Below are 26,072 nucleotides of genomic sequence, written 5' to 3' on the forward strand. Positions count from 1 at the left end.
CAGATAATGCTCAGAGAGATTTAAGCTCTGTTAATTTAATGACTCATATTGATTATAGTTTTTCAAATCAAAATAATTATAGAGCGAGCGAGCATTCTAGCACTATGACTCCTTTGTAACTTAACGTCAAAGTTTGCAACTTTTGTCAATATACTACTAGGCTGAGTTAACTTCGGTAATCGGCATTTATCTTGACGTAATCGTATGATAAATCACAAGTATAAACAGTGTCACTCGCTGTTCCGCGTGCTAGATCGATATGGATAGTAATCTCCGGCCGACTCATAACTTGATCACCATCGGCTTCTTTGTACTCAGGTGCTACGCCGCCGTTTTTACATATCATCACTTCGTCCAAATACACATCGACTTGCTCTGTATCTAAGTCTGGAACGCCGGCATAGCCGACAGCCGCTAAGATACGCCCCCAGTTGGCATCACTAGCAAAAAATGCCGTTTTCACCAGTGGTGAGTGCGCCACCGCATAAGCGACATCGCAGCATTCCTCAGTTGTATTACCGCCGGTCACTTTGACCGTCATAAACTTAGTAGCCCCTTCTCCGTCACGGACGATCAATTGTGCTAAGCGCACAAATACCTCAGTTAGCGCAGTAAACAGCGGCTGATAATGAGGATGCTCAGGGCTATCGATGACATCGAGGCTAGCCTTGCCTGTCGCTATGAGCGCGCAGCAATCATTGGTAGAAGTATCGCCATCTACGGTAATACGATTAAAAGACTGCTCATTAATGGTGCTTAGCATCTCTTGTAATAAATCAGCGTTGATATTAGCGTCAGTGGCCACATAGCCAAGCATCGTCGCCATGTTTGGCCGAATCATGCCTGAGCCTTTAGAAATACCAGTGATATGATAAGTGCTTTTTCTATCATCATCCTCAGCTATCTCAACTTTTTGGCTAGCCAGCTTCGGTAAAGTATCAGTCGTGCGAATACCATTAGCAGCGGCTAGCCAGCTATCAGGCGCTAATTGTTCTAAGCCCTTATCTAAACCCTTAATGACTGCATCGCTATTTAATGGCTCGCCGATGACGCCAGTAGAAAAAGGCAAGACGCTTTCAGTGTCTACTCCTGCCTTAGTAGCGACAGCGGCGCAGATCTCACTTGCTCGGCGCTTGCCATCGCTGCCCGTTCCGGCATTGGCATTACCGGTGTTGATCACTAGATAACGCGGACTAGCCTTTGCAAAATGCTCACGCAGTACTCTGACGGGAGCGGCGCAAAAAGCGTTCTTGGTAGTGACCACCGCGGCGCTCGCGCCTTTGGCAATCTCAATGAGGACCAGGTCATCGCGATCTTTATAGCGCACGCCAGCGGCCGTTGCACTGAGAGTAATGCCATCGATGGGATATATTGTGTCAGGTACTGCCGTATCTCCAACAGCCATAATGCTTCCTCTATAATGATTATTAATTAGGGTTAAAACACTTACTAGAGCTGGTAAAAAATACAGCCCTTACTTGCTTAAATCAAAAGCCGACCAGATCGGGGCATGATCTGAGGGCTTCTCCATCGCTCGCAGCTCATAGCTGATACCCGCATCTGTGCACTGGTTGACTAAATCAGGCGTACATAAAATATGATCAATACGCATGCCACGTTTAGGGTCATCGTTGAAGCCGCGACTACGATAGTCAAACCAACTATAAAAGGCTTCACTATCAGGATAATGTAGACGATATGTATCGATCAAATCGCGAGACATGAGCGCCGCGTACCACTCGCGTTCTTCTGGTAAGAAAGAGGTTTTTCTATTTTTCAGCCAGCGCTTAGCATTCGCTTCACCGATACCGACATCGATATCTTCTGGCGCAATATTCATATCGCCCATAATAATTAGCGTGCGGCCTTCGGCAATTAACACATCAATATAAGCCATCAAATCAGCGTAATAAGCTCTTTTCATCGGATATTTAATTGGATGATCTTGGCTCTCTCCTTGCGGAAAATAGCCATTTAGCACATCAATCTCGCGACCTTCGAAGACATAGCGCGCATGAATAAAACGTTTTTGCGCGTCATCATCTTCGTGCGGAAAACCTTTTTGCACAAAAATAGGCGCAACTTTTGATAAGAGGGCAACGCCGTAATGCGCTTTTTGACCAAAATACTCGACATGATACCCTAGAGATTCGACGTTTTTTAACGGGAATTGCTCATCATGAACCTTAGTCTCCTGCAACCCCATAATATCAGGGTCTATAATGTCTCGTACCGCCTCGAGCTGATGTTGACGCGCGCGAATACCATTGATGTTGAAACTGACAAAACGGACCATACGTTACCCTCTTTATAAATTTTATTTGCCAAAAAATCTGTCTTTTATTTTGCACGTCCTAGTTATAGCCACTAACTATTAAATAATTATCTTTTACTAAGTTTAGCAGCTGGTTTTGTGCTTAGTGCTCAATCGAGCAGTAATCATAACAGAGTTAGCGCGCGCTATCTGTTGCTTGCTGACAATCCTTACGCTAAAGTATTACTATCAAGACGAGACAATCATTACTATGAGCAAAATGATGTACAACCTTTATAAGCCTCTAGTAATAGGCTCCCCTACTATTTATGATTGAGTGTATTTATGACTACAAACCCTAATAACGTTTCGACGATAAAAACAGAACCGCTATTTTCTACTAACTACTCTATATATATCAACCATACAGATGCTGGCGGTATTGTCTACCACGCCAATCATTTGGTATTTTTTGAAAACTGTCGCCGTGATTGGTTTACTAAACTTAATATTAGTGGCTACTTTTTGCAGACTGAAGAAGGTCATATTCAGCATTTTGTCGTGAGTCAAGCGCAGTTACAGTACCATAAGGCCATTTTGTTAGACGAAACCATAGAAGTACGTATCGATAAAGTCGAGCTAAAACCGGCTAGCATTATTTTTTATCAAAGCATTCATCGTCAACAGCCCCTTCCTACTCAGCATTCAAAAGAAAATGGTTTAAACCACTCTCAAGCCAGCTCAGATACTTTGTTAAGCAGTACAAAAATAGTTATCGCTTGTGTCCAAAATCAGCTAAACCCTACTGCATCCAAAAGCTCAGAGACAGCGGCTACCCTAACAGACAGTCCTTTACCCGGTCAATCGGCAGCTCAAACGAATCGGATGACTCCTATAAAGCCCGTTCGTGTTCCCAAAAGCTTGCGTGACACTATCGAGCAAGCTATTGACCAACACAGTAAGCCTTTATAAAGCTTATTAATAACTGCTTAAAATGATATCAATCTCTCTTTAAACTCTAAACCTTCGTCCATTAATGGCAATTTTGTACCAAAGCGCTACTTTTATAGTAATTGTTGCTATACTTTTGAGACTTTTTTGCCTATTATTTAAAGTTACTAGAAAACGGATGAGCGGTAACATTCGTGACATAAAGCGTATTTAAAACGGTCAATTATATGGACGAACGGTTAGGTCACCTAAATATCGCTCTATTATCGTAATCCATTGCTATGCTTGCTAACTGTCTAACCCCTCATGGAATGACCCAATCAAGACTCCCTAAACTTCAAGGACGCAGAAAATGACAATGAATAAACCTTGGCATGCTCGTTATCCAGCTGGTGTACCTAAGACCATTTATCCAGATAATTATGCCAATATAATAGAGCTTTATGAAGAAAGCTTTAGCCGTTATCGCCAGCATCCTATAAGTATCTGTATGGGTGTCACTCATACTTATGGTGACGTAGATGATGCATCATTGGCTATCGCCGCTTGGTTACAAGCGCAAGGCTTGCCTAGAGGGAGCGTAGTGGCATTGATGATGCCAAACGTACCACAGTACTTGCCAACGATGATTGGCATCTTGCGTGCCGGTTATATTTGTACTCCTGTCAACCCTTTATACACTGGCCGCGAGCTGCGCCATCAGCTCAACGATTCTGGCGCAAAAGCCATATTTTTAGTCGATAACTTCGCACAAGCGCTAGAACAAGTCGTCGATGAAACGGCTATCAAGCATATCGTGCTCTCCAAAATGGGCGATATGATGGGTCTTAAGGGTATCTTAGTCAACACTATCATCCGGCAAGTCAAACGTTTAGTACCCAAATATAAGCTCAATGATCCAAAACATGCCGTCACCAAATTCCCGGATGTGCTCAAAAGAGGCAAAAACATGCCTTTTCAAAAGCCAAAAATGTCTTTGGATCAAAAAGCGTTTTTGCAGTACACCGGTGGTACGACAGGCCTATCAAAAGGCGCTATTTTATCGCAGCGTAACGTCGTAGCGGCTGCTCTACAGTCTGAGGCTTGGACGCGCCCTATCACTGGCGAGATCAATGATGTTTATATCAATATGGTGATGGCTTTACCGCTGTATCATATTTTTGCCTTTATGCTGAGTCTATTAGCGGTACGTTCAGGCTATACTTTTATTCTCGTTCCCAACCCGCGTGATATCCCTGGATTTGTCAAAACCTTATCTAAGCAACCCTTCCATATCTTTCCTGCGGTTAACACTTTGTTTAAAGGACTGCTGGATAATCCAAACTTCAAAAATTTAGATTTTAGCTCATTGAAGATATCCCAAGCCGGCGGCATGGCTGCCACTGAACAGACGGCAACGCGCTGGCTTGAAGTGACAGGCTGCGCGATGATTGAGGGTTGGGGTATGACTGAGGGCGTTGCTGTTGGTACTGCTAACGTCGTCACTGATCGTCAGTTTAACGGTACTATAGGAGTGCCAGTTCCGGGCGTCGATATTACCATTATCGATGAAGATGGCAACCGAGTCGGCTTCAACCAAGCCGGTGAGATGTGTATTAAAGGCCCGAATGTCACTTCAGGCTACCTCAATAGAGACAATAGCGACGAATTTACTGAAGAGGGCTATTTCCGTACTGGTGATATTGTCAGTATGGATGAAAAAGGCTATGTTAGATTGCTTGATCGCAAAAAAGATATGGTCCTAGTTTCTGGCTTCAACGTTTTCCCTAACGAGCTTGAAGCCGTTATGCTAGATTATGAAGGGGTCATTGATTGCGCAGTTATCGGCGTGCCTGATGAGCACCAAGGGGAGTCTATCAAGATGTATATTATCCGTAAAGATAGTACGATCACTAAAGAGATGATCAAAGACTTTGCCCTTGATAATTTGACCGGTTATAAATGTCCGCGCTATATCGAGTTTGTCGATGAGCTACCTAAATCCAACGTCGGTAAAGTCCTAAGACAAAAACTGCGCGAAAAACACTTAGAAGACTATCCTACTCTTTAAAACACTCTCTAAAGCAGTAATGATTATATATAGGCCCTTTATTTAGATATAGGGCTTTTTTATGAGAGATTGCTTGTATAAGCATACTTTTATACAAGCGCTTTGATAAAACAACTGGTCAATATGACCACTTATCCATTATTCCTACCCACTCGTCTACTTGACATACATCACATTATAAAATATTAATCAACTTTATATCTATACTCCGAAGTCTTTGTATGTTGTTATCGCAAAAAGCTGAGACTGTGGTAGTGTGTTTCCAAATTATTTCACTATGTTACTGTCTAGCAAAATGACAAAAACCATTATGTCTAAAATTTTAGTCAACAATGATTTTGAATAACAGTTAAATCAGTATGATTTTATAGTGATAATACTTTAAACAGCAACAAGTGCTGTATTGACAGCGCTTAAGAACCGTTCACTCGGGCTCGTATTTACAGAGTAACTAGAATGATCGGTTTGTACATGTACAAAGGCCACCATATGTTAGCAGTCAGTTAATAGATAGGATAGCACTCGATATCATCTAGCTTCGGAGGAAGTAAACGCCATAGCTTCTGATGATATTGACAAGGATGTGACTACTCGCCTATAGAACCTTAACTTATCTCAAATTTAAGGATGCTAGATATGACAGTGAATAAACCTTGGCTCGACCAATACCCGACTAACGTACCTAAGACGGTCAATCCTGATAAATACGGCAATATAGTCGATCTATATGAGGAGTGTTTTGATCGTTTTCGTATGCATCCTATGAGTGTCTGTATGGGCGTTACTCATACTTATGATGATATCGATAAAACCTCATTAGCTATCGCTGCTTGGCTACAAGCGCAAGGCCTACCTAAAGGCAGTATTGTAGCGCTAATGATGCCGAACGTACCGCAATACCTACCTACAATGATAGGCATCCTACGCGCCGGTTATATCTGTACGCCTATCAATCCGCTATATACCGGTCGTGAGCTGCGTCATCAGCTCAACGATTCAGGAGCCAAAATCATCTTTGTCGTTGACAACTTCGCCCAAGCTCTTGAGCAAGTGGTTGATGAGACCGCTATCAAGCGAATTGTGCTCTCAAAAATGGGCGATATGATGGGTCTAAAAGGAATGCTGGTCAATACCATCATCCGACAAGTCAAACGCCTAGTACCTAAATACAAGCTCAATGACCCTAAGCATGAAGTGACTAAGTTTCCTGACGTTATCAAGAGAGGCAAAGAGCTGCCTTTTAATAAGCCAAACATGAGCTTAGAGCAAAAAGCTATCTTGCAGTACACTGGTGGTACTACTGGGTTATCTAAAGGCGCTGTTTTATCGCAGCGTAACGTGGTAGCAGCCGCGCTACAGTCAGAAGCTTGGTATCTGCCGGTGACCTCGGAGATCAATGAGGTCTATATCAATATGGTCATGGCGCTACCGCTGTATCATATCTTTGCTTTTATGCTGAGCTTATTAGGGATGCGTTCAGGCTACACCTTTATATTAGTGCCTAACCCTCGCGATATGCCCGGATTTGTTAAGACCTTATCGAAGCAGCCATTCCATATCTTCCCAGCGGTCAACACTTTGTTTAAAGGCTTATTAGATCAGCCAAACTTTAAAGACTTAGACTTTAGCTCACTACGTATCACCCAAGCCGGCGGTATGGCAGCAACAGAACAGACAGCAGCGCGTTGGTTAGAAGTCACGGGTTGTCCTATGGTTGAAGGTTGGGGTATGACTGAAGGCGTGGCCGCTGGTACCGCTAACGTCATCACCAATCGCGAGTTCAACGGTACTATCGGTATTCCGGTTCCGAGCGTCGATGTCATCGTTATAGATGAAAATGGTCAGCGTCTAGGCGTCCACCAAGCAGGCGAGATGTGCTTTAAAGGCCCTAATGTCACTGCAGGCTATCTGAGCACCGATAGCAGTGGCGACTTCACCGAGGACGGCTACTTCCGTACTGGCGATATCGTCAGTATGGATGAAAAGGGTTACTTCACCCTACTCGATCGCAAAAAAGATATGATCTTAGTCTCAGGATTCAATGTGTTTCCGAACGAGATTGAGTCGGTGATGCTTGATTGTGAAGGCGTTATCGATTGTGCTGTCATTGGTATCCCTGACGAACGTCAAGGCGAGGCAGTCAAAATCTACGTGGTTCCTGCAAACAATAACGTCAACAAAAGCGACATTAAAGAATTTGCTTTGGATAATCTGACTGGCTATAAGTGCCCTCGTTATATTGAGTTTGTGGCTGAGCTACCTAAGTCCAACGTTGGTAAAGTGCTACGTCAAAAACTTCGCGAACAGCATTTATTGGATAATCCGGCTCTATAAACAGGCTAAAATTTATTCATAATAACTAGAGGCCCTTTATGGATATAAAGGGCTTCTTGCTTTGTAAAATCCGAAAAATAGTATAGACTTTTATAGACGTGCTCAGCTCTCATAAGATTTAAGGATTATATCTGTGAGGTTCTGTGGGTTTTAACATAAAACAAATAAGACCCTGTCATTAAGTAATACCTCTCATCCCATTTGTCACTCACTAAGGATAGTAATAATGATGAATAAACCTTGGCTCGCTCAATATCCAGCCAGTGTCCCTAAGACCATAGATCCGGATCAATACTCAAACTTAATAGAGCTCTATGAAGAGAGCTTCGATAGCTTTGCCAGTCAGCCTTTTAGTATTTGTATGGGTGTCAAACACAGCTATGATGACATCAACCAAGCCTCAAAAGCGATCGCCGCTTGGCTACAATCGCAAGGTCTAGCAGCAGGCAGCGTGGTGGCTTTGATGATGCCGAACGTGCCACAATATCTACCGACTATGCTTGGTATTTTGCGGGCAGGATATGTCTGTACGCCGGTCAACCCACTCTATACTGGTCGTGAGCTGCGTCACCAGCTCAATGACTCCGGCGCTAAAGCGATATTTTTGGTGGATAATTTCGCCCAAGCGCTTGAGGAAGTCGTTGATGATACCGAAGTTGAAACTATTGTAGTTTCAAAAGTAGGCGATATGATGGGTCTCAAAGGTATCGTAGTAAATACGCTGCTGCAACATGTCAAAAAATTGATTCCTGAATACAACCTTAATAGCACTAAGCATAAAGTAACTTCCTTGCCTGATGTCCTTAAAAAAGGCAAAAAACTGAAATTAAAAAATGTCGATGCTACTTTAGATCAAACAGCGTTCCTACAATATACGGGCGGAACTACTGGGCTCTCTAAAGGCGCTATCTTGACGCAGCGCAACATTGTCGCTGCAGCTCTGCAATCGGAAGCGTGGTCAGAACCTATCGTCTCAAAGATTGGCGATCAGCAAATCAATATGGTCTTAGCCTTACCGCTCTATCATATTTTTGCCTTTATGCTGAGCTTAGTAGGCGTACGCTCTGGTAACGCCTTTATTTTGATTCCCAATCCACGTGATATTCCAGGGTTTATCAAAACGCTCTCAAAACAGCCTTTTCATGTGCTGCCGGCGGTCAATACTTTATTTAAAGGTCTGCTCGATCATCCTGACTTTAAAAAGCTCGATTTTAGCTCGCTGCACATGTCGCAAGCTGGCGGTATGGCGGCGACCGAGCAAACCGCTTCACGCTGGCTGAGCGTGACACAATGCCCGATGATCGAAGGTTGGGGAATGACTGAATGCGTAGCGGTTGGTAGCTGCAATGTGCTGACTAATACTGAGTTTACTGGCTCTGTGGGTATCCCTTTACCTAGCATTGATATGATTGTTATTAATGAAGACGGTACGCAAGCGGCGGTCAATGAAGCGGGTGAGATCTGTATGAAAGGGCCTAATGTGACGCCCGGCTACCTAAATAGAGATAATAGCAAGGAGTTCACCAAAGACGGTTACTTTCGCACCGGTGACATCGGCAAGATGGATGAGCAAGGCTACTTCACTCTACTCGATCGCAAAAAAGATATGATACTTGTCTCAGGGTTTAATGTCTTCCCTAACGAGATCGAATCGGTGATGCTCGATTGTGAAGGTATATCAGACTGCGCTGTCATTGGCGTTGCTGATGACAGCCAAGGTGAATCGGTCAAAATATATATCATAGCTGACAATGATAAAGTCACCGAAACCATGGTTAAGGAATTCGCTCACAAGAACCTAACTCGGTACAAGTGCCCTAGTCAGATCGAGTTCGTTGATGATCTGCCTAAAAGTAATGTCGGTAAAGTCCTACGCCAAAAGCTGCGAGAAAAACACCTCGCCGATCATGCATAATGGTTAATCAGTATCATTAACAGTCAATCAGTAAAAAGCCCTCTAAAATTAGAGGGCTTCCTTATTATAAAACTAATAAGATTAAATACTTAGATAACAAAAAAAGCAGCTATTAGCTGATCTTACTAACAAGCTGCAAAGGCAAATGCTTCATTGCCTGACCAACGATGGACCAAGGTAAGCTTGGTACGCAAGCTTCCTCGACGCCAGCCTCTATTGCTGCAACGATCGCTTTAGTTCCCGTATCAGCATCCACCTCAAACGGTAATGGTTTGGCGTCCTTATTAATCTCAGTGCGAATGTAGCCTGGGAAAATAGTAGTGACGTTAATCGGTAATTTAGTGAGCATCATATCCGCTCGAATCCCTTCGGCAAGATGTGCAATACCGGCTTTTGCCGCACCATAGGTGGTCATATGACCCGGCAGGCCGCGCATCGCTGACATACTCGAGATCACTACTAAATGGCCTGCGTTTTGCTTTCGAAATATTTTCATGGCCGCCTCACACTGCGCGAGTGCTGAGATGAAGTTGATCTCAGCGGTACGCCGGTTGATCTCAAACCGCCCTTTACCGATACGGCGACTGTCCCCGACGCCAGCATTGACGACAATACGATCTAAATGACCAAAATCTGCAGCAAACTCATCAAATACTTTGAATATTGATTCATAGTCGCTGACATCTAAAATCTTGTATTCCACCTGAATGTTAGGGTGGCTGTCCATAAGTTCGGCCTTGAGCTGCCCTAAACGCTCACCGCGCCGCGCACAAATCGCTAGATTATAGCCAAGTTTGGCAAATAAACGCGCCATGACTTCACCAAGACCTGAACTTGCGCCAGTGACGAGCACAGTTTTGCCTTGTCCTACTTGAGATTTGGTAAGACCGTTTAGATAGCGCGCGGGTTGTATCGCACTAAGCGCTTGCGCTCTACCTTGTTCGGTCACTTTTGTCACTAAGCTCATTAATTTATTTTGCATAGCATTCTCTTCTCATCAATACCGTACGTGTGCGTTTACACCCTTTTAGGGCTTTAAATAATAGGATATATAGATATCATAATATAGCAGTCATATTTTAGATACTCTATTTAGGTGCTAGATTTTAGCTATTAGGTTTTGAGATTCCTTGTCGCTGTTAATCACCCTTTCCTATACTCTAAACCTTAGCGCCAAGTGACAAAACGCTCGCCCGCAGCAAACAGATGGCTATATTCATTTAATGATAACAACCGTGCCGTTTGACCCCTTAAAGTAATAGCAGTCACCCCGGTATTGATCAGCCTCTTATTAAGCTGATAGGCCATCTGGCTATCTTGCTTAAATAACTGCGCAGTAATCGCTGCGATCACTCCGCCTGAGGTAAACACCAGCACTGTCGTATCTGAGCTACTATCTGCATCCTTATTTATAACATTTAATGAGGTCGCTTTATCACATATCTGAGCGAACGCTTGCTGTGTACGCTCATTGAACTGCGTCCAGCTCTCAATATAATCGTTATCATACTCGCCGCCATGCCAGCGCTGCATCGCTTGATCAAACAGCTCAGCCAAACGTAGCTTAGGCACGTCGGCTTTTGCGATCTCCGTAGCTATAGCCGCTTGGCTAGCAAAGGCAGGGTTAGACTTAGTCAACACATCTTGATGGTTAAACTCGTTAAATTCAGCAATCAGGCTATCATCAGAAAAGGCAACGGGAGCATGAACAAGCGAGCTAGACTGATTATGCTCGGCTAAGGCCGCTTGGTAACTGTTTATAAAGTGGCGAGCAGAGTCCTGCTGACGCATTAAATGACCACTGAAGACCGCATCTATACGGCGCTGAGTATAAGCATAATGAGCGCCAAGCATTTGCGCTTGCGTGACCCCTAAATCTGACAATTCATCGTAGTTTTTTTTGCCAAATGACGCTTGACCATGACGAGCCAAAAGTATTGTAATCATAGTAATATTGCCTAATCGTTATATTATTTTAAGAGCTTATTAGCGAAAGAAATTTTTGCTAAATCACTCATCAACTGATTTCGAAGTCGATTCAAAATAACCTTTAGGTAAGATGCTTTTGACTAGCTTTTGTACGGGCTCTGGCAATTGCTCTATCGCAGCTTTGTCCATACCTCTTTCCTCTAAACGCGGCTGTACATGCGTCATAAACAGCGCCTCGCCTTCATACTGAGCGATAAGCTTTAGACATTTAGCATTTAATACATGCACGATGAGCCAAAAGTTCTTAAAAGCTGGGTTTTTGGTTTGTTTATTATAATAGCGATAGTAGATTTGCTGAATAATACCGGCCAAGCGGAATAAGCCAAACACTTCATAAAAAGTCCAGTTATCAATCTCAAGGCCGGTTTTTTCTAAATAATAATTAACGACTTCATCACGAGTCATCATCCCTTTTAGATGAGTTGGCTGACGACGCGATTGCTGCATGATAATATTATCGTCGGCTTCGATCCAATAAGCCAAAGCGCTGCCTAAGTCCATCAAAGGATCACCGAGAGTCGCCATTTCCCAATCGAGCACGCCGATGACTTCGGTTGGATTATCAGCAGCCAAAATCACATTATCAAAACGCCAATCATTATGAATAATACAGGTTTTGCTATCTTCTGGCGTGTGCTTATTTAGCCATTGACGCACGATACCAAAGCTTGGAACGTTTGGCGTTTTTGCTTTTACATAGCGTTTATCCCAACCCGTTACTTGGCGCTCACAGTAGCCCTCACCGCGGCCTAAATTAACCAAATCAGCATGCTCGGTATAGTCCACTTGATGCAGCTCGATCAAAGCATCTATTACATTGGTACAAAGCTCACGCGTCTGCTTTGGATCAAAATCAATCTCTTTAGGCAAATTGGCACGTGGAATAATGCCTTCCATACGCTCCATCACATAAAAATCTGCCCCAATAATATCTTCATCCGTACACAGCGCAATCATCTTTGGGACATATGGATAAGCGTCTTTAAGCGCTTTTTGTACCGTATATTCGCGCACCATATCGTGAGCGGATTTGGCCTTGGTACCTTTAGGCGGACGGCGTAAGATCAAATCTTGATTGTCATACTCTAAGCGATAAGTCCAGTTAGACGCGCCTCCTGAAAATTGGGTGACAGTAGGCTTACCCTGAATATCAACGCCTTGTTCTCGTAGCCAGTCGCTAACAGCGGACGCATCAAGCTCTTCACCTTCTCGCACTTTTCCGCCTTTGTCCAGTACCGCACTGGGTTCTGGCTGCTGGTTGCTCTTAGCATTATCTTCGGTATTTTGTGTATCGGTTGCCATACAACGTTCCTTATTGTTTGTACACTTTGTTTGTATACTGCAATTGTTGAATATTCAACAGACCTTATTTAAAAATTCACTACCAAAAGCTTGATAGTGAATGTTAAGGTATAATATTCGCTAAAGTAAGGGGCATTAGGGTCAATGCTATGGCCTAAATGACCTATTAGCACTTATACTCTATTATGTAGCTCGCTTCTTGTTTAGCGGACTATCATTTAGCTAGCTTCTTATTTAGAAGACTTTGAAGGACGGCGAAAGCCTTGACGCTTCAGCTCTAATTTTGCAATCATCGTTTTATGCACCTCATCTGGACCATCTGCTAAGCGCAGTACGCGGCCTTGCGCATAAAATAGAGGGAGCATAGTATCTTGGCAAACGCCCATACCACCATAAATTTGAATTGCCATATCGGCGACTTCTTGCAAGACAGTTGGCGCCACGACTTTGATCGCTGAGATTTCAGTCAATGCTGCTTTAGTGCCTTGGCTGTCCATCTTTTGCGCGGCATATAGCGTCAATAGGCGCGCTTGGTCAATCTTAATACGAGCCTCGGCGACACGCTCTAAATTACCGCCTAATTGCAACACCGGCTTACCAAAAGCGTTACGACTCATACCGCGCTGCACGGCAAGCTCTAACGATTTCTCTGCTGCGCCAATACAGCGCATACAGTGGTGAATACGCCCCGGTCCTAAGCGGCCTTGCGCAATCTCAAAGCCCATACCAGGTCCACCGATAAAATTAGCAACCGGCACGCGTACATCATTGAAGCTAACTTCGCCATGACCATGCGGCGCATCATAATCGCCGAAGACTTTGAGCATGCGCTCGATTTTGACCCCTTCTGCGTTAGCAGGAACCAAAACCATAGAATGCTGCTGATGACGATCCTTACTCTCATCTGGGGTGTAAGCCATGACGATCAAGATATCAACGGCTGGATCACCGAGACCTGATGACCACCATTTACTGCCATTAATGACGATCTCGTCACCATCAACGACAGCGGTCGCTTCCATATTAGTCGCATCACTAGAGGCGACATCAGGCTCAGTCATACAAAACACCGAGCGCGTCTTGCCTTCAAGCAAAGGCGTCAGCCATTTATCTTGCTGCGTCTCAGAACCATAGCGCCATAATAACTCCATATTGCCACTGTCAGGAGCATTACAGTTAAAGATATGCGGGGCTAATAAACTACGTCCAGTGAGCTCTGCAATTGGAGCATAATCGGTCACCGATAAGCCAGCACCGAGCTCGTCATCAGGAAGAAACAAGTTCCAAAGACCGGCCTCGCGCGCTTGCTTACGTAAGTCATCGTACGCGGCTGGCCACTGCCAATTTTTCCAGTTACCATCCGGGTTCATCTTATGACACTCTTGCCAAAACGCCTCCTCAATCGGCTCAATCTTAGTGGCAATAAAATCTTTGACTTTGGCATGCATGTCTTGACCGTGTTCGGTGGCAGTAAACATCAATGTATCATTGGACATAAGTGATTTCCTTCTCGTTGTTGACTTGTATTATTAGCAGTTAGCTATTAGCTTTTAAAGGCTAATATATTGACGGTGTACGTACGTGTACTGATAACTCTTGCTCTATTTATAACATAGCTTATAGGATTAAACAGCAAAAAAGGCGCGACTGTTTAGGACACGCCTTTTACAAAACATCAACAGTGAAATAGTATATACCTAAATTTATTAAGGATTTCTATCGTTGTCAGTGAGCTCTTCAATACATAAGATCATAAAAGCTCTAAAACGGCAAGCCCCTACTTTATGAAGCGAATGAAATCTAATACATAAAGGCGTAAAATTATTTCAAGATATTCAAACGGCTATTGAGATCGAAACGCGCTAAAGCATCTGGCAGCTTATCAACGGCCATACTCAGTGTGGCTTCTGCCGCTTGCGATAAGCCAAGCTTTTCAGCAAGCGTAGGCTTTTGACGCGAGTGTAGTGCATAAACTTCGTTGGTTTTCATCAGCTCTAACACATAGCTATCAGAGGTTTGCAGCTTATCAACGAGCTTAAGCTTCAGCGCATCTTCGCCATACCAGTGCTCACCATTAGCGACTTTATTGAGGTCGAGCTCAGAGCGATAAGTATTGACGAAGTGTTTAAACAGATCATGAGTTTGCTCAAGCTCTTGCTGATATTTAGCACGATCTTCATCATCGTTTTCACCGAATACTGTCACGGTGCGCTTATAGTCGCCCGCGGTAAACATCTCAAAATCGACATCATTTTTTTTCAACAGTTTATGAAAGTTTGGTAGCTGTGAGACCACGCCGATAGAGCCAATCACCGCAAAAGGCGCTGCAATAATTTTATCAGCAACACAAGCCATCATATAACCACCACTGGCGGCGATTTTATCGACACAGACAGTGAGCTTAAGACCAGCATCTTTGAGACGCACCAATTGCGCCGCTGCAAGGCCGTAGCTATGCACCATACCGCCACCAGACTCTAGGCGGATAATAACCTCATCGCCTTCATTGGCAGTACTGATAAGGGTGCTAATCTCTTCACGCAAATGCTTAACAGCAGAGGCTTTAATATCACCATCAAAATCGAGTACAAATACTTGCTGGCTGTTGTTTTTACTTTTAGACTTGTTTTTAGATTTAGCTTTTAGCGCTTGCTTGGCTTTTTTTGCCATGCTCTTTTTGAGCTGCTTGAGCGCGGCTTTGCCTTGGGTCGCTTCCATTAAGTCTTCGCGACGCTGCTGCTGAGTTTTATTCAAGTGCATGACTTTGAGCTCGACAGGGTTTTTTGGCGGGTGAAATAGCATATCAAGTCTTCCTTTGAGTTAATTTTAGAGGTTTTAGATGAACCATTCTTGTTGCAATAGCTGTAGTTATTTTGAGGTGAAGCTGATATGCGCTCACTGCGCACTATTTTCAAGCGTGATTACTATATAATAGTTACAAAATAATAGTTACAAAAGCCTGATCACTTTGAATGATGGGTGTCAAACAAGCATTCTATTCTTTGATCTGTGCTATTTAGAAATCCTATTCTCATTAGCAAGCACAGTTGTATAACAAACGTACTTTAGGCATAATATGCGTTTAAAATAAATTTAATACAGCCTACGCGCAGACTATCCGTCTTTATAGCGCTGACTGGCTGTTTTTGCAATTGACTATCTTAATATCAAATATCGTTTGAAAGCCTCACTGGTATTTTTAAACGGGTATTTTTTGAATCGGGCACATAACTGGATAACCTTGACTATGACTGACAGCACTATGAAACCTAGTACTATTACGCAAAAAGACCTCGCCGTACACAGTGGCTATCGCGACGAATATTGCGGTGCTGTGACTGAAGATTTATTAGAGCAGACGATCACTATCGTCGGTTGGGTACATCGCCGCCGCGATCATGGTGGGGTGATCTTTTTAGACATGCGCGATCGTGCTGGCATCTTACAGGTCGTGGTCGATCCCGATACGCCCGAAGCCTTTGCTACTGCTGATGCTGTTCGTCCTGAGTATGTTCTTAAAATTACTGGCCGTGTCCGTCGTCGTTACGAAGGTACTGAAAATAAGAATATGACCAGCGGTCAAGTCGAGCTATTGGGCAAAGAAATTGAAGTTTTAGCAAAGTCAGAGACCCCTCCCTTCCCGCTCAATGACGAAAATATGACCGTCTCTGAGGACTTACGCCTTAAGTATCGCTACCTTGATATGCGCCGCCCTGAGATGCAAGAGCGTATGGTGTTCCGTGCTAAGGCCACCTCAGCGATTCGTCGTTATCTCGATGACCATGGCTTCTTGGATGTTGAAACGCCTATTTTGACTCGCGCAACGCCAGAAGGTGCGCGTGACTATCTAGTGCCTTCGCGTACGCGTCCGGGTAACTTTTTTGCGCTGCCGCAGTCGCCGCAACTGTTTAAGCAGCTATTAATGGTGTCGGGTTTTGACCGCTATTATCAGATCGCTAAGTGCTTCCGTGACGAAGATCTGCGTGCTGATCGTCAGCCTGAATTTACCCAAGTTGATATTGAGACTTCTTTCTTGAATGAAGAAGAGATCATGTCTATCAATGAAGGTCTAATAAAGCATGTGTTCAAAACTATGCTAGATGTTGATTTTGAAGCTTTCCCGCGTATGACTTATGCTGAGGCAATGCGTGATTATGCATCAGACAAGCCTGATCTGCGTATTCCATTAAAGCTACAAGACGTTGCCGACTTGATGCAAGAGGTTGATTTCAAAGTCTTTGCTGGTCCTGCTAACGATCCAAAAGGTCGCGTAGCTGCGCTACGTATTCCGAATGGTGCGTCATTAAGCCGCAAGCAGATCGATGAGTATACTAAGTTTGTTAGCATCTACGGCGCGCGTGGTTTGGCTTATATCAAAGTCAATGACGCAAGCAACATTAACAATGGCGTGGATAAAGATTCAGGCCTTCAATCACCTATTATCAAGAATATGACTGATGAAGTCTTAGCCAGCCTAATTGAGCGCACTGAGGCAAAAGATGGCGACATTATCTTCTTTGGTGCGGACAAAGCTAGTATCGTTAATGACGCTATGGGCGCGCTACGTCAAAAAATCGGCCTGGATATGGAGATGACGACTTGCGAGTGGGCACCGCTTTGGGTTACTGACTTTCCGATGTTTGAAGAGACGGATGACGGTCAATGGACGTCCATGCACCATCCTTTCACTAAACCTAAAGGTTCAGTGAAAGAGCTTAAGGACAATCCAGCTAACGCGCTCTCTATCGCTTATGATATGGTGCTAAACGGTACTGAAATTGGCGGTGGTAGCCTACGCATCAATACCTATGACATGCAGCAAGCGGTACTTGAAGCTCTAGGAATTGGCGAACAAGAAGCGGAAGATAAATTTGGCTTCTTACTTGATGCGCTAAAATTTGGTGCGCCGCCGCATGGTGGTCTTGCCTTTGGTTTGGATCGCTTAATTATGCTGATGGTCGGCGCCAGTTCTATCCGTGACGTAATCGCCTTTCCAAAAACCAAAACTGCTGAAGATCCGTTGACTCAAGCTCCTGCTCCCGTTGATGGTAAACAACTACGTGATCTAGGTATCCGCCTGCGTGAAAAAACACAAGCAGATACGACTAAGCCTGCTCAGTAGATGATCTGGTGATGAGTTTCTCTTTTTGCTGTGATTCATTATGAATCCGTATCAGATATTCAAATACGTGCCTTTATCTGTATTGCAGATGCTGGCACGTATTGCTGCTAGGATAATGATGCGCCTGCCGAACTTGAGTATCGTTCGTACTATCAAGATTAATATGGCGCTCATCGAACCTGCCTTAACGATAAAACAAAAAAAAACCATTATTAAAGATATCGTCTGTCATCAGTGTCTAAGTAGTGTTGAGTCCATCAAGAGCTGGGCGATGCCTCCTGAATGGAGTATTGAGCAGATACGTGAAGTGCATAATAAAGAGATACTATTAGAGGGCTTAGCCAATCCTAACGGAATGCTCGCTATTGTTCCTCACCTTGGTACTTGGGAGATGATGAACGCTTGGCTCAATCAATTTGGCTCGCCAACGATTATGTACAAGCCGGTCAAAGACAAACTCACTGATGATTTTGTCTTACAAGGTCGTGCACGCCTTAACGCCACTTTAGTACCTACCGATAGTAGCGGTGTCAAAGCCATCTTTAAAACGCTTAAACAAGGTGGTTTTAGTATTATCTTACCCGACCATGTTCCTGACCTATCAGGTGGAGTGATTGTGCCTTTCTTTGGCGTTGAGACCTTGACCAGTACCCTCGCCCCCAAGCTAGCTAGCAAGACTAAGTGCGCCCTAGTCGGTCTGTCTTGTATTCGCCGTGATGACAATCGCGGCTTCGATATTCATTGCTATAAGCTTGACAATCCAGCACTGTATGAGCGCAATACAGAAGTCGCTACTCATGCTCTGAATCTTGCGATGCAAGAGATGATTGAAGATAAATGTAGTCATTACATGTGGGGCTATCGCCGCTTCAAACATATCCCTATCTTACAAAACCCTTATACTGCTAGCACAAGCGCACTAGCAGAATTTATTCGTAGCAATCAGGCTACAACTTCTAAATCCCCTTTTAAAACTGATAACACCCTCAATAATGAGTAATGACTTCTATTCTAAAAACCCTATTTCATTGATATAAGTACGAATACATTATGGTAACTGACAGGATACTAAATTCATCAAACGCGCAAACGCTAGATAAACGCCAAGGCGCTGAGACACGCTATATCATTTGTATGAAATGGGGTGATAAATATGGTCCGGAATATGTCAATCGTCTTTATAGTATGGTTAGTCGCCATTTGACTTTAGAGTTTCAGATGGTTTGCTTGACGGATGATAGTACAGGTATTGATGCGGCGGTGCAGTGCTATCCTATACCAGAGATGGACTTACCAGCAGGGCCGGAGCGAGGCTGGAAAAAACTCACGACTTTTAAACCTGAGCTTTATGACATCAAAGGTGTCGCGCTATTTTTAGACATTGACATCGTCATTGTCGATAATATCGATAGCTTTTTTACTTATGAAGCGAAGCATGCAGATAGCGTGATTATCATCCGTGACTGGAAAAAGCCTTGGCGGATGATTGGTAACAGTTCAGTCTATCGCTTCAATATTGGTCTGGGTACTTACCCAAACTTACTGGCTAACTTTGAGCGTAATTTTGACACTATTCGCACGCAGGTGCGTCACGAGCAGGCTTATTTATCTAATTATTTGCGCGAGCATCATCACTTAGAGTATTGGCCCAAGCAATGGTGCGTGAGCTTTAAATATCAATGCATCGCCCCTATTCCATTTAATTTGGTGCGTGCGCCTAAGTTGCCTGAGGGCGCGAAGATGGTTATTTTCCATGGCGAAATCAATCCACCAGACGCTATAAAAGGTGGCGGCGGCAAATGGTATCGTCATGTCAAACCTAGCCCTTGGCTTCAAGAGCACTGGCAATGAGTTGTTCAAAGTATCGCTCTTTCTAATATTAAAATACGACAACCCATCATTTTAGATTGTTACCTCAGCTTTCTTTCCTATAGGTTCACCGCTCTATTTTGTATGACCCTATGCGACACCACTTTGCTCTAAACCACTTGGATTTGTTATGAAAATTGCCGTTGTAGGTACCGGCTACGTAGGTCTATCAAACGCCATGCTCCTCGCGCAGCATAATCAAGTCGTGGCCGTCGACGTGGTGGCTGAAAAAATAAACCTGCTAAATGCTAAACAGTCACCTATTGAAGATAAAGATATTGATAACTTTTTGCTCAATAAAGCCCTCAACTTTACCGCCACTCTTGACGCCAAGCACGCTTATAAAGATGCTGATTTTGTTATCATAGCCACACCAACGGATTATGATAGCGAGACCAATTATTTTAATACCTCAACGGTAGAAGCCGTGCTTACAGAGGTCTTATCCGCCAACACCCAAGCGCTTATTATTATCAAATCAACAGTACCAGTTGGTTATACCTTGAGCGTAAGAGAGCGCTATGACACCGATAATATTATCTTCTCTCCTGAGTTCTTACGAGAAGGCCAAGCGCTGCATGATAATCTCTACCCTTCCAGAATCATCGTTGGAGAGCAATCAGAGCGCGCACAGCAGTTTGCTAACTTATTATTACAAGGCGCGATAAAAAAGGATGTACCGCTGCTGTTCACTGAATCGACAGAAGCTGAGGCTATCAAACTATTTTCTAATACTTATCTAGCTATGCGCGTGGCTTACTTTAATGAGCTAGATACTTACGCGCAGACGTTTGGGTTGTCCACTAAGCAGATAATTGAAGGCGTTGGTTTAGATCCTCGTATCGGCACGCACTACAACAACCCCTCGTTTGGTTACGGTGGCTATTGTCTACCCAAAGATACCAAGCAACTCTTAGCCAATTACCATGAAGTGCCAAGTAATCTAATCAGAGCAATTGTGGATTCTAATAGAACACGAAAAGACTTTATCGCTGATAAAATTATCGAGAAAAAACCTAAAGTGGTTGGCGTGCATCGTCTGGTCATGAAAAGTGGCTCGGATAATTTTAGAGCCTCTGCTATTCAAGGCATTATGAAGCGCATCAAGGCGAAAGGTATCGAAGTTGTCGTGTATGAGCCAGTACTTGAAGATGACGAGTTTTTTAACTCAAAAGTGATAAAAGACTTAGAAGAATTCAAAGCCATCAGCGATGTGATCGTAGCCAACAGACTATCCGAAGAGATAAAAGATGTGGCAGATAAAGTATTTACGCGGGACTTATTTGGTAGTGATTGAATACTAAACTGTTAAGTATTAAGCTGAAGACCTAATGGTGAAAGAACTAGTATCAAGTAGACGTAAAATATGGATGTCATAACATGGATTTTGTAAATAGTATCGATATTGCCATAAACGCACGTATCATTACGATAAAAACTTTCAATAGTCGTGAAGCTAAGCAAAATCTCGATGGTCAGTCTGTAAATATTTTCGCTTCTGGACCCTCAATCTCTGATATTGACTTTAAACCGTCCGTACTAAATGCGGCAAGTATTTTTGTCAATGGTAGCCTCAGCCTATTAGATATACATCCCTTTAGTCAGGTTGTTGGCTATGTTATTAGTGATGAGAGATTTATAAAACATCAGCTAAGCCTGCTCAAAAACACTTATACCGGTCAGCCGCTATATATCACCATAAATGTGTTAAAAGCGATTGCTCGCTATCATCCTAAACTCATAGAGCAATATCATGACTCTATTAGAATCATCTTTGCTGTCGATAGGCCTTTAACCCAATCAGAGTTACTTATAACAAAGACAAAATCAAAAAATAGTCTGCAAAAACTATTTGCGCGAGCGACTAAACCAAAAAAGACAAAATTTCCGCTCACTCATTTTTCTGATCATCCCAATTTTGTGATAGAAAACCAACAGACAGCTCAGCCCATCGGTGTGTCACTGGATATTACTGATGGGTTTGTCGAAGCTGGAACGGTCGCTTATGTCGCCGCGCAATTGGCTTTTTCAAAAGGGGCAGGTTCTATTCATCTATATGGTATTGACCTAATTAACAGCAATCAGCCAAGATTTTATGAGAGTAAGGAGGATAACGCGCCTTCTAAACTAGAAAAAGCGGTCAGTACTCGTATTATTCCTTCTTTTAACTTATTAGCTCGCATTTATAAAGACCATGGTGTAGCCGTATACAACCATTCCCCTGTTTCTAAAGACTTAATGACCACCATTATCAAGACTGATAACTAATTTATCAGTTTAACTTTTAAAACGCTATAAAATAGAAATTAAATATATACTCCTTCCTAACTTAGCCTTTAGGTCAAAAACATGACAAAGATGAACGCTTTAAAAAGAAAAGCTATTTTAATTTTCAAAAGTGAAAAACGCCTTGGCGCAGGCGCTATTGTAAAGACTTTTAATGATAAAAGTATTGAAGAGATGAAAGCCACAATTATTAGCGAGGCAATGTGTGATCCTAAAATGCTCACTTATAAACCACGTACCAAAGATCTGACGGCTCATTTAGAGAATATAAAACATCAGTTTATTGGTCAATCGGAGCTATGCTTTTACCATGCAACGCTGACTATATTATTGCGTAGAGGCTATAAAGTAACTGAGACTTTCGCTGACTTTGAAACTTTATGGGTTACAGAAACGGATTATTTACTAAAAAACCTTTCTCTACGCTGGATTATATCGGCTACTGATACGTTTGTTGACCACTCACCAGACCCGACTCGTAGTGCTATTTTAATGAACGCCGCGACCTTAATAAACACCCTAAAAGTTTATGAAACTCAGGAGTTTTTATATGATGATGGTTCGCTAAAGATAATAAATCCTGTTCAAAAACAGAAATTTATAGAGCGTGATCAATCACTATATGATGGGTTAACATACTTTAGAATAGGTAATGACGATACGCTAAATAATATGCGAAGACGCTATAAGAATTTTACGAAAATCGATCCTTTGGCCAGTCAAATCCTTCTTAGTATATTTGATCGACTACAATACTTGGATACTGCATTTGCTTTAGCAAAATCGTTGCATAGCGATAGTAGCATTTGGTGGGAGGATCAGAACCATTAATAACAGCGTTTAATATTTATCGGTCTATTCTATTTAAAGGTGAGTCTCAGCTCTTTGATACCTTTAAATCTAAGATTTATTTTTTCAATAGTATTGTTAGGTTGTTTAATTAATCGCTTACCTTCTCTTACAACTTTTTGTACAAGCTTTTTGTTTTTTTTAGGCACACCATACCTATTGTTTCTCTCAGTCTCAAGATAGCTAATTAATGGTTTGGAGCAATTGTGATTTTGGCTTTGAATACAGATTGCAGGTACCATTTGATATATATTAGCCTCATAGTTATATAAAAAATCACCAAAAACAATATGATCAACAGGAATTAGTTCTTTATTACTCCTAACTATGTCGAGTAAAATATGCGCGGTTTCAAGGGTGATGATATACCCTGCACAACCTGTATGCTTAGTTGCCAATTTTACAAACTTCCTATTACCAATATTTAAGCTTTTACAACGTCCGTTGACTTTAATCGCATTATTATAGACTTCAAGCTTCAAGATATGAGCATCATCCGGCTTCCATTGTAAAATATTATTTAGATAAAACTCTGAATCTTCACCGAGATAAACATCATCCTCAAAAATACAGACATAAGGATAGTTATTGTCTACAGCGAACTGCCAAATACTAGCGTGACTCAAAAAACAAGCGATTTCATTTTTTCCTAATTGCGTATTAGTGATGACAATATTTAGTTTTTTTGCCACAGCTTCAATCTCAGTAGCTTTAACTGCATCAAAAAACTCATAAGAAATATGGTTACTTTCAAACTGCTCTTTTATATGCTGCCTTCTATCATGTGCATTTTCTAGACTGATAATAAGCTTTTTCATAAAATCCTTAAAAACACATAATTAAAATAGATTTGATCTGTCATAGACTTAAGCTAGCGACACTTATAATCTAAATTAACTAATGCGCGTGAAAAATGACCATCACTTTGGTCAAGGGGTAGCTATCAAAAGTGCTCATTTTAGAATTTTCAACAGACCTTACACTAAAAAACGTCTTTAGCAAATTCTAAATATTTCTGAGCGATACCAACCGGTAACAACGCTTCATCAAATGGCGCGTCAAACTGCTGCGGATCTGTCATAGCTTGCTTGAGTTTGTCAGCGATAGCGTCGATATCATTCATAGGCATCAAGTTATCTTCTGGCAAAAGCTCGCTCGGTCCAGACGGACAGTCTGTACTGATAACAGGCGTCCCTAGCGCTAAAGACTCAGCAATGACTAAGGCAAAACCCTCCCAGTCAGAGGTCAATATTTTAAATTGAGCATGTTTGATAAAGGGGAAAGGATTATCTTGAAAACCTAGAAATACGACTTTGTCTTGTATATTGAGCTCTACAGCCAGCCGCTCCATCTCTTTTTTGTATTTTCCTTGACCGAGCAATAACAAAGGCATAGCTTGATCGGTTTGCGCGTAAGCCTTTAGTAATACATCATGGCGCTTGGCGCGCTTAAAGCTGCCCACATGGATAATGTAGTTGTGATACTCAGGCACGAACGTCTCTGCCATACGTTGAATATAGTCGCTATCGATTGGATTATGGATAGCAGTTATTGAACTGACTTTACCGATATTGGCTATAAAATCCTCTTTGACTCCATGACTGACACACACACAAGGATGCTTGGAGTATATATCGATCAATTGTGTTTTTAGTTTATCTCTGTTTTTGACTTGCTCAAACTGATTCGACAGCGATAAAGTGTTATGAATGACATAAATGATATTATCAAGCTTGCTATGACTGAGCACGCTATCGGCGCGCTCAAGATTAGATAAAATGATATCGGGTTTGCCGATGTTATTGGAAATATAGCTATCAAGCGCACGAGAAAAAATTTTATTGCGACGCGTCTCGCCCAATATCAGCTTATAAGGCTTATATCTGAGCAAATGATAATTAAGGTTCGGATTTAGCTTATATTCTACTAAAGGTTTAAACCGTACAATATGAACCGTATAGCCCAATTCATAGAATCCCTGCCCTAAAGTTAATACAACGCGTTCTGCCCCGCCTCCTTGTAAACAACTGATGACAAGTACTGCGATTTTGCTATTTTGACTCATAAAAACTAACCTATTGATGTGTCAAGACGCCTACATTTTAGAAAACAAAGACACTTATACCCTTCTTATATTTTGAATCTCTCATATGCTAATACTGATTGAGCGCATTATTGATACCGCCATTCTGTTAGCGCTTAAATAATCGTGAAAATACTGTCTTTATTGCTTTTGGACGAGTAATTTTATTGCCTTTATAGCGCTTATGAGTCTTTTTAGGAAAGCTGCCAAACGGCTCTATTCGGTAATCATCAAGCTTGTAGCCCGCTTGCAAGGATTCTTGATAATATTGATCAAATAAGTCGCTAAGCTCAGGTCTTGGATGCGGCATAATTTTACCATCAAACCAATGCTTACTGCCTTCTTTTTCGATTCTTGGTATCGAGTACTTATGACTGAACTGGGTACCCATATCTGAATAGTGCAGTATTTTAATATCTGCTATAGCTAAATCCTCACCATCGACACAGTTATAGCTATCTTGATAAGGCTCGATCAGCTGAGGTTGTTGGTCAATGAGTTGCATCATCTTTTCATGACTGTTTTCATCTGCTTTAAGCTGATCAACCGGCAATAGCGTACCTTCAGCTTTATTGCAGTCCCAAACACAGGTACATAAACGAGTCATATCCGCTTTGGTTTTAGCCGCTACAATCGACTGCCCTTCGATAGGATGGTTCCACAGAGCTTCTAGATCATCTAAGACCACCATATCGGCATCCATATAGATAGCACGACCCTTAAAGTTACAGTACTCTGGAATCGCCCAGCGAAATCCTGAGAAGGGCGTAGCCCATTTGACCGTATTCCAGCCCTCACCGGTCTTCGGATTTGAGTACCAAAAACTTTTAGGATCACGAGATAGTTGCATCCAGATGATCTCTACAGGCGTATCGGTATGTTTATGGATACTGTAATCCAGCACCATCATCTGTTCTAAATCAGAGTTGTTAGGATCACAGCCGACGAATATTTTAATAGCAGCATTGTTTTTCATATTTTTACCTACTGGTCATAAAAGGTTTCTGTATTTTTATAACTTTTACACTTATTTGAAACTTCAAATAATAAGCTTTATTATTTAGCAAT

Annotated in this window: 20 protein-coding genes; 10 read left to right on the forward strand and 10 right to left on the reverse strand. The window is 42.4% G+C overall.

Annotated features, from left to right (window positions below; all coding sequences use genetic code 11):
• Positions 1–166: 166 nt before the first annotated feature.
• Positions 167–1,405 carry a bifunctional glutamate N-acetyltransferase/amino-acid acetyltransferase ArgJ gene (argJ, locus tag ACS8E3_RS08615; RefSeq protein ID WP_439243257.1) on the reverse strand — a complete coding sequence of 413 codons (1,239 nt, stop codon included), beginning with the start codon at positions 1,403–1,405 and terminating at the stop codon, positions 167–169.
• 69 nt (positions 1,406–1,474) lie between these two features.
• Entirely contained in the window at positions 1,475–2,296 is an 822-nt protein-coding gene (xthA, locus tag ACS8E3_RS08620; protein ID WP_439243259.1) for an exodeoxyribonuclease III, read from the reverse strand.
• Positions 2,297–2,599: 303 nt separating this feature from the next.
• Here xthA and ACS8E3_RS08625 point away from each other — a divergent pair, with 303 nt between their 5' ends.
• The 4 genes from ACS8E3_RS08625 (at position 2,600) to ACS8E3_RS08640 (ending at position 9,504) form a co-directional block, all read left to right on the forward strand.
• The gene (locus tag ACS8E3_RS08625; RefSeq protein ID WP_439243261.1) at positions 2,600–3,226 is read left to right on the forward strand and encodes a hotdog domain-containing protein; all 627 of its coding nucleotides are present in this window, start codon (positions 2,600–2,602) and stop codon (positions 3,224–3,226) included.
• Between the two features lie 331 nt (positions 3,227–3,557).
• On the forward strand, positions 3,558–5,255 hold the full coding sequence (locus tag ACS8E3_RS08630) for an AMP-binding protein (protein WP_439243263.1): 1,698 nt from the start codon (positions 3,558–3,560) through the stop codon (positions 5,253–5,255).
• A 636-nt stretch (positions 5,256–5,891) separates the two neighbouring features.
• Positions 5,892–7,589, forward strand: coding sequence for an AMP-binding protein (locus ACS8E3_RS08635; RefSeq protein WP_439243265.1), 1,698 nt, complete (start codon positions 5,892–5,894; stop codon positions 7,587–7,589).
• 223 nt (positions 7,590–7,812) lie between these two features.
• Positions 7,813–9,504, forward strand: a complete 1,692-nt coding sequence (locus ACS8E3_RS08640) for an AMP-binding protein (RefSeq protein WP_439243456.1) — start codon at positions 7,813–7,815, stop codon at positions 9,502–9,504.
• 112 nt (positions 9,505–9,616) lie between these two features.
• Here ACS8E3_RS08640 and ACS8E3_RS08645 read toward each other — a convergent pair whose 3' ends face one another.
• The 5 genes from ACS8E3_RS08645 to sohB all read right to left on the reverse strand — a co-directional run bounded on the left by ACS8E3_RS08645 (position 9,617) and on the right by sohB (position 15,597).
• A complete protein-coding gene (locus tag ACS8E3_RS08645; RefSeq protein WP_439243267.1) occupies positions 9,617–10,486 on the reverse strand; it encodes an SDR family oxidoreductase in 870 nt (289 codons plus the stop codon).
• Between the two features lie 185 nt (positions 10,487–10,671).
• A complete protein-coding gene (locus ACS8E3_RS08650) occupies positions 10,672–11,451 on the reverse strand; it encodes a histidine phosphatase family protein (protein WP_439243269.1) in 780 nt (259 codons plus the stop codon).
• Between the two features lie 63 nt (positions 11,452–11,514).
• Positions 11,515–12,795: a phosphotransferase family protein gene (locus ACS8E3_RS08655; protein ID WP_439243271.1), complete on the reverse strand. Its 1,281-nt coding sequence runs from the start codon at positions 12,793–12,795 to the stop codon at positions 11,515–11,517.
• Between the two features lie 230 nt (positions 12,796–13,025).
• The gene (locus tag ACS8E3_RS08660; protein ID WP_439243459.1) at positions 13,026–14,273 is read right to left on the reverse strand and encodes an acyl-CoA dehydrogenase family protein; all 1,248 of its coding nucleotides are present in this window, start codon (positions 14,271–14,273) and stop codon (positions 13,026–13,028) included.
• A gap of 343 nt (positions 14,274–14,616) precedes the next feature.
• Positions 14,617–15,597, reverse strand: a complete 981-nt coding sequence (gene sohB / locus ACS8E3_RS08665; RefSeq protein WP_439243273.1) for a protease SohB — start codon at positions 15,595–15,597, stop codon at positions 14,617–14,619.
• A 460-nt stretch (positions 15,598–16,057) separates the two neighbouring features.
• On the opposite strand from sohB, the gene aspS reads away from it, so the two are divergent.
• The 6 genes from aspS to ACS8E3_RS08695 all read left to right on the forward strand — a co-directional run bounded on the left by aspS (position 16,058) and on the right by ACS8E3_RS08695 (position 22,903).
• Entirely contained in the window at positions 16,058–17,917 is a 1,860-nt protein-coding gene (gene aspS, locus ACS8E3_RS08670; protein WP_439243462.1) for an aspartate--tRNA ligase, read from the forward strand.
• Positions 17,918–17,957: 40 nt separating this feature from the next.
• Positions 17,958–18,917, forward strand: a complete 960-nt coding sequence (locus ACS8E3_RS08675; protein WP_439243275.1) for a lysophospholipid acyltransferase family protein — start codon at positions 17,958–17,960, stop codon at positions 18,915–18,917.
• Positions 18,918–18,967: 50 nt separating this feature from the next.
• Entirely contained in the window at positions 18,968–19,768 is an 801-nt protein-coding gene (locus ACS8E3_RS08680) for a glycosyltransferase (RefSeq protein ID WP_439243277.1), read from the forward strand.
• Between the two features lie 148 nt (positions 19,769–19,916).
• Positions 19,917–21,083 carry a nucleotide sugar dehydrogenase gene (locus tag ACS8E3_RS08685; protein ID WP_439243279.1) on the forward strand — a complete coding sequence of 389 codons (1,167 nt, stop codon included), beginning with the start codon at positions 19,917–19,919 and terminating at the stop codon, positions 21,081–21,083.
• An 83-nt stretch (positions 21,084–21,166) separates the two neighbouring features.
• Complete coding sequence (locus ACS8E3_RS08690; protein ID WP_439243281.1) at positions 21,167–22,054, forward strand: hypothetical protein; 888 nt, start codon at positions 21,167–21,169, stop codon at positions 22,052–22,054.
• Between the two features lie 81 nt (positions 22,055–22,135).
• Entirely contained in the window at positions 22,136–22,903 is a 768-nt protein-coding gene (locus ACS8E3_RS08695) for a hypothetical protein (protein WP_439243283.1), read from the forward strand.
• 29 nt (positions 22,904–22,932) lie between these two features.
• Here the strand turns inward: ACS8E3_RS08695 and ACS8E3_RS08700 are convergent, their stop codons facing one another.
• The 3 genes from ACS8E3_RS08700 to ACS8E3_RS08710 form a co-directional block, all read right to left on the reverse strand.
• Entirely contained in the window at positions 22,933–23,739 is an 807-nt protein-coding gene (locus ACS8E3_RS08700) for a glycosyltransferase family 25 protein (RefSeq protein ID WP_439243285.1), read from the reverse strand.
• A 164-nt stretch (positions 23,740–23,903) separates the two neighbouring features.
• Complete coding sequence (locus ACS8E3_RS08705) at positions 23,904–24,986, reverse strand: glycosyltransferase (RefSeq protein WP_439243287.1); 1,083 nt, start codon at positions 24,984–24,986, stop codon at positions 23,904–23,906.
• A 127-nt stretch (positions 24,987–25,113) separates the two neighbouring features.
• Positions 25,114–25,980, reverse strand: a complete 867-nt coding sequence (locus ACS8E3_RS08710; protein ID WP_439243289.1) for a glycosyltransferase — start codon at positions 25,978–25,980, stop codon at positions 25,114–25,116.
• Between the last annotated feature and the right edge of the window lie 92 nt (positions 25,981–26,072).

The sequence above is a fragment of the Psychrobacter sp. 2Y5 genome, assembly GCF_051847375.1.
Classification (GTDB): Bacteria; Pseudomonadota; Gammaproteobacteria; order Pseudomonadales; family Moraxellaceae; genus Psychrobacter.

Coding starts and splice junctions, on each gene's coding strand:
- argJ (WP_439243257.1), bottom strand. CDS start 1,405: ATGGCTGTTGGAGATACGGCAGTACCTGACACAATATATCCCATCGAT.
- xthA (WP_439243259.1), bottom strand. CDS start 2,296: ATGGTCCGTTTTGTCAGTTTCAACATCAATGGTATTCGCGCGCGTCAA.
- ACS8E3_RS08625 (WP_439243261.1), top strand. CDS start 2,600: ATGACTACAAACCCTAATAACGTTTCGACGATAAAAACAGAACCGCTA.
- ACS8E3_RS08630 (WP_439243263.1), top strand. CDS start 3,558: ATGACAATGAATAAACCTTGGCATGCTCGTTATCCAGCTGGTGTACCT.
- ACS8E3_RS08635 (WP_439243265.1), top strand. CDS start 5,892: ATGACAGTGAATAAACCTTGGCTCGACCAATACCCGACTAACGTACCT.
- ACS8E3_RS08645 (WP_439243267.1), bottom strand. CDS start 10,486: ATGCAAAATAAATTAATGAGCTTAGTGACAAAAGTGACCGAACAAGGT.
- ACS8E3_RS08650 (WP_439243269.1), bottom strand. CDS start 11,451: ATGATTACAATACTTTTGGCTCGTCATGGTCAAGCGTCATTTGGCAAA.
- ACS8E3_RS08655 (WP_439243271.1), bottom strand. CDS start 12,795: ATGGCAACCGATACACAAAATACCGAAGATAATGCTAAGAGCAACCAG.
- ACS8E3_RS08660 (WP_439243459.1), bottom strand. CDS start 14,273: ATGTTTACTGCCACCGAACACGGTCAAGACATGCATGCCAAAGTCAAA.
- sohB (WP_439243273.1), bottom strand. CDS start 15,597: ATGCTATTTCACCCGCCAAAAAACCCTGTCGAGCTCAAAGTCATGCAC.
- aspS (WP_439243462.1), top strand. CDS start 16,058: ATGAAACCTAGTACTATTACGCAAAAAGACCTCGCCGTACACAGTGGC.
- ACS8E3_RS08675 (WP_439243275.1), top strand. CDS start 17,958: ATGAATCCGTATCAGATATTCAAATACGTGCCTTTATCTGTATTGCAG.
- ACS8E3_RS08680 (WP_439243277.1), top strand. CDS start 18,968: ATGGTAACTGACAGGATACTAAATTCATCAAACGCGCAAACGCTAGAT.
- ACS8E3_RS08685 (WP_439243279.1), top strand. CDS start 19,917: ATGAAAATTGCCGTTGTAGGTACCGGCTACGTAGGTCTATCAAACGCC.
- ACS8E3_RS08690 (WP_439243281.1), top strand. CDS start 21,167: ATGGATTTTGTAAATAGTATCGATATTGCCATAAACGCACGTATCATT.
- ACS8E3_RS08695 (WP_439243283.1), top strand. CDS start 22,136: ATGACAAAGATGAACGCTTTAAAAAGAAAAGCTATTTTAATTTTCAAA.
- ACS8E3_RS08700 (WP_439243285.1), bottom strand. CDS start 23,739: ATGAAAAAGCTTATTATCAGTCTAGAAAATGCACATGATAGAAGGCAG.
- ACS8E3_RS08705 (WP_439243287.1), bottom strand. CDS start 24,986: ATGAGTCAAAATAGCAAAATCGCAGTACTTGTCATCAGTTGTTTACAA.
- ACS8E3_RS08710 (WP_439243289.1), bottom strand. CDS start 25,980: ATGAAAAACAATGCTGCTATTAAAATATTCGTCGGCTGTGATCCTAAC.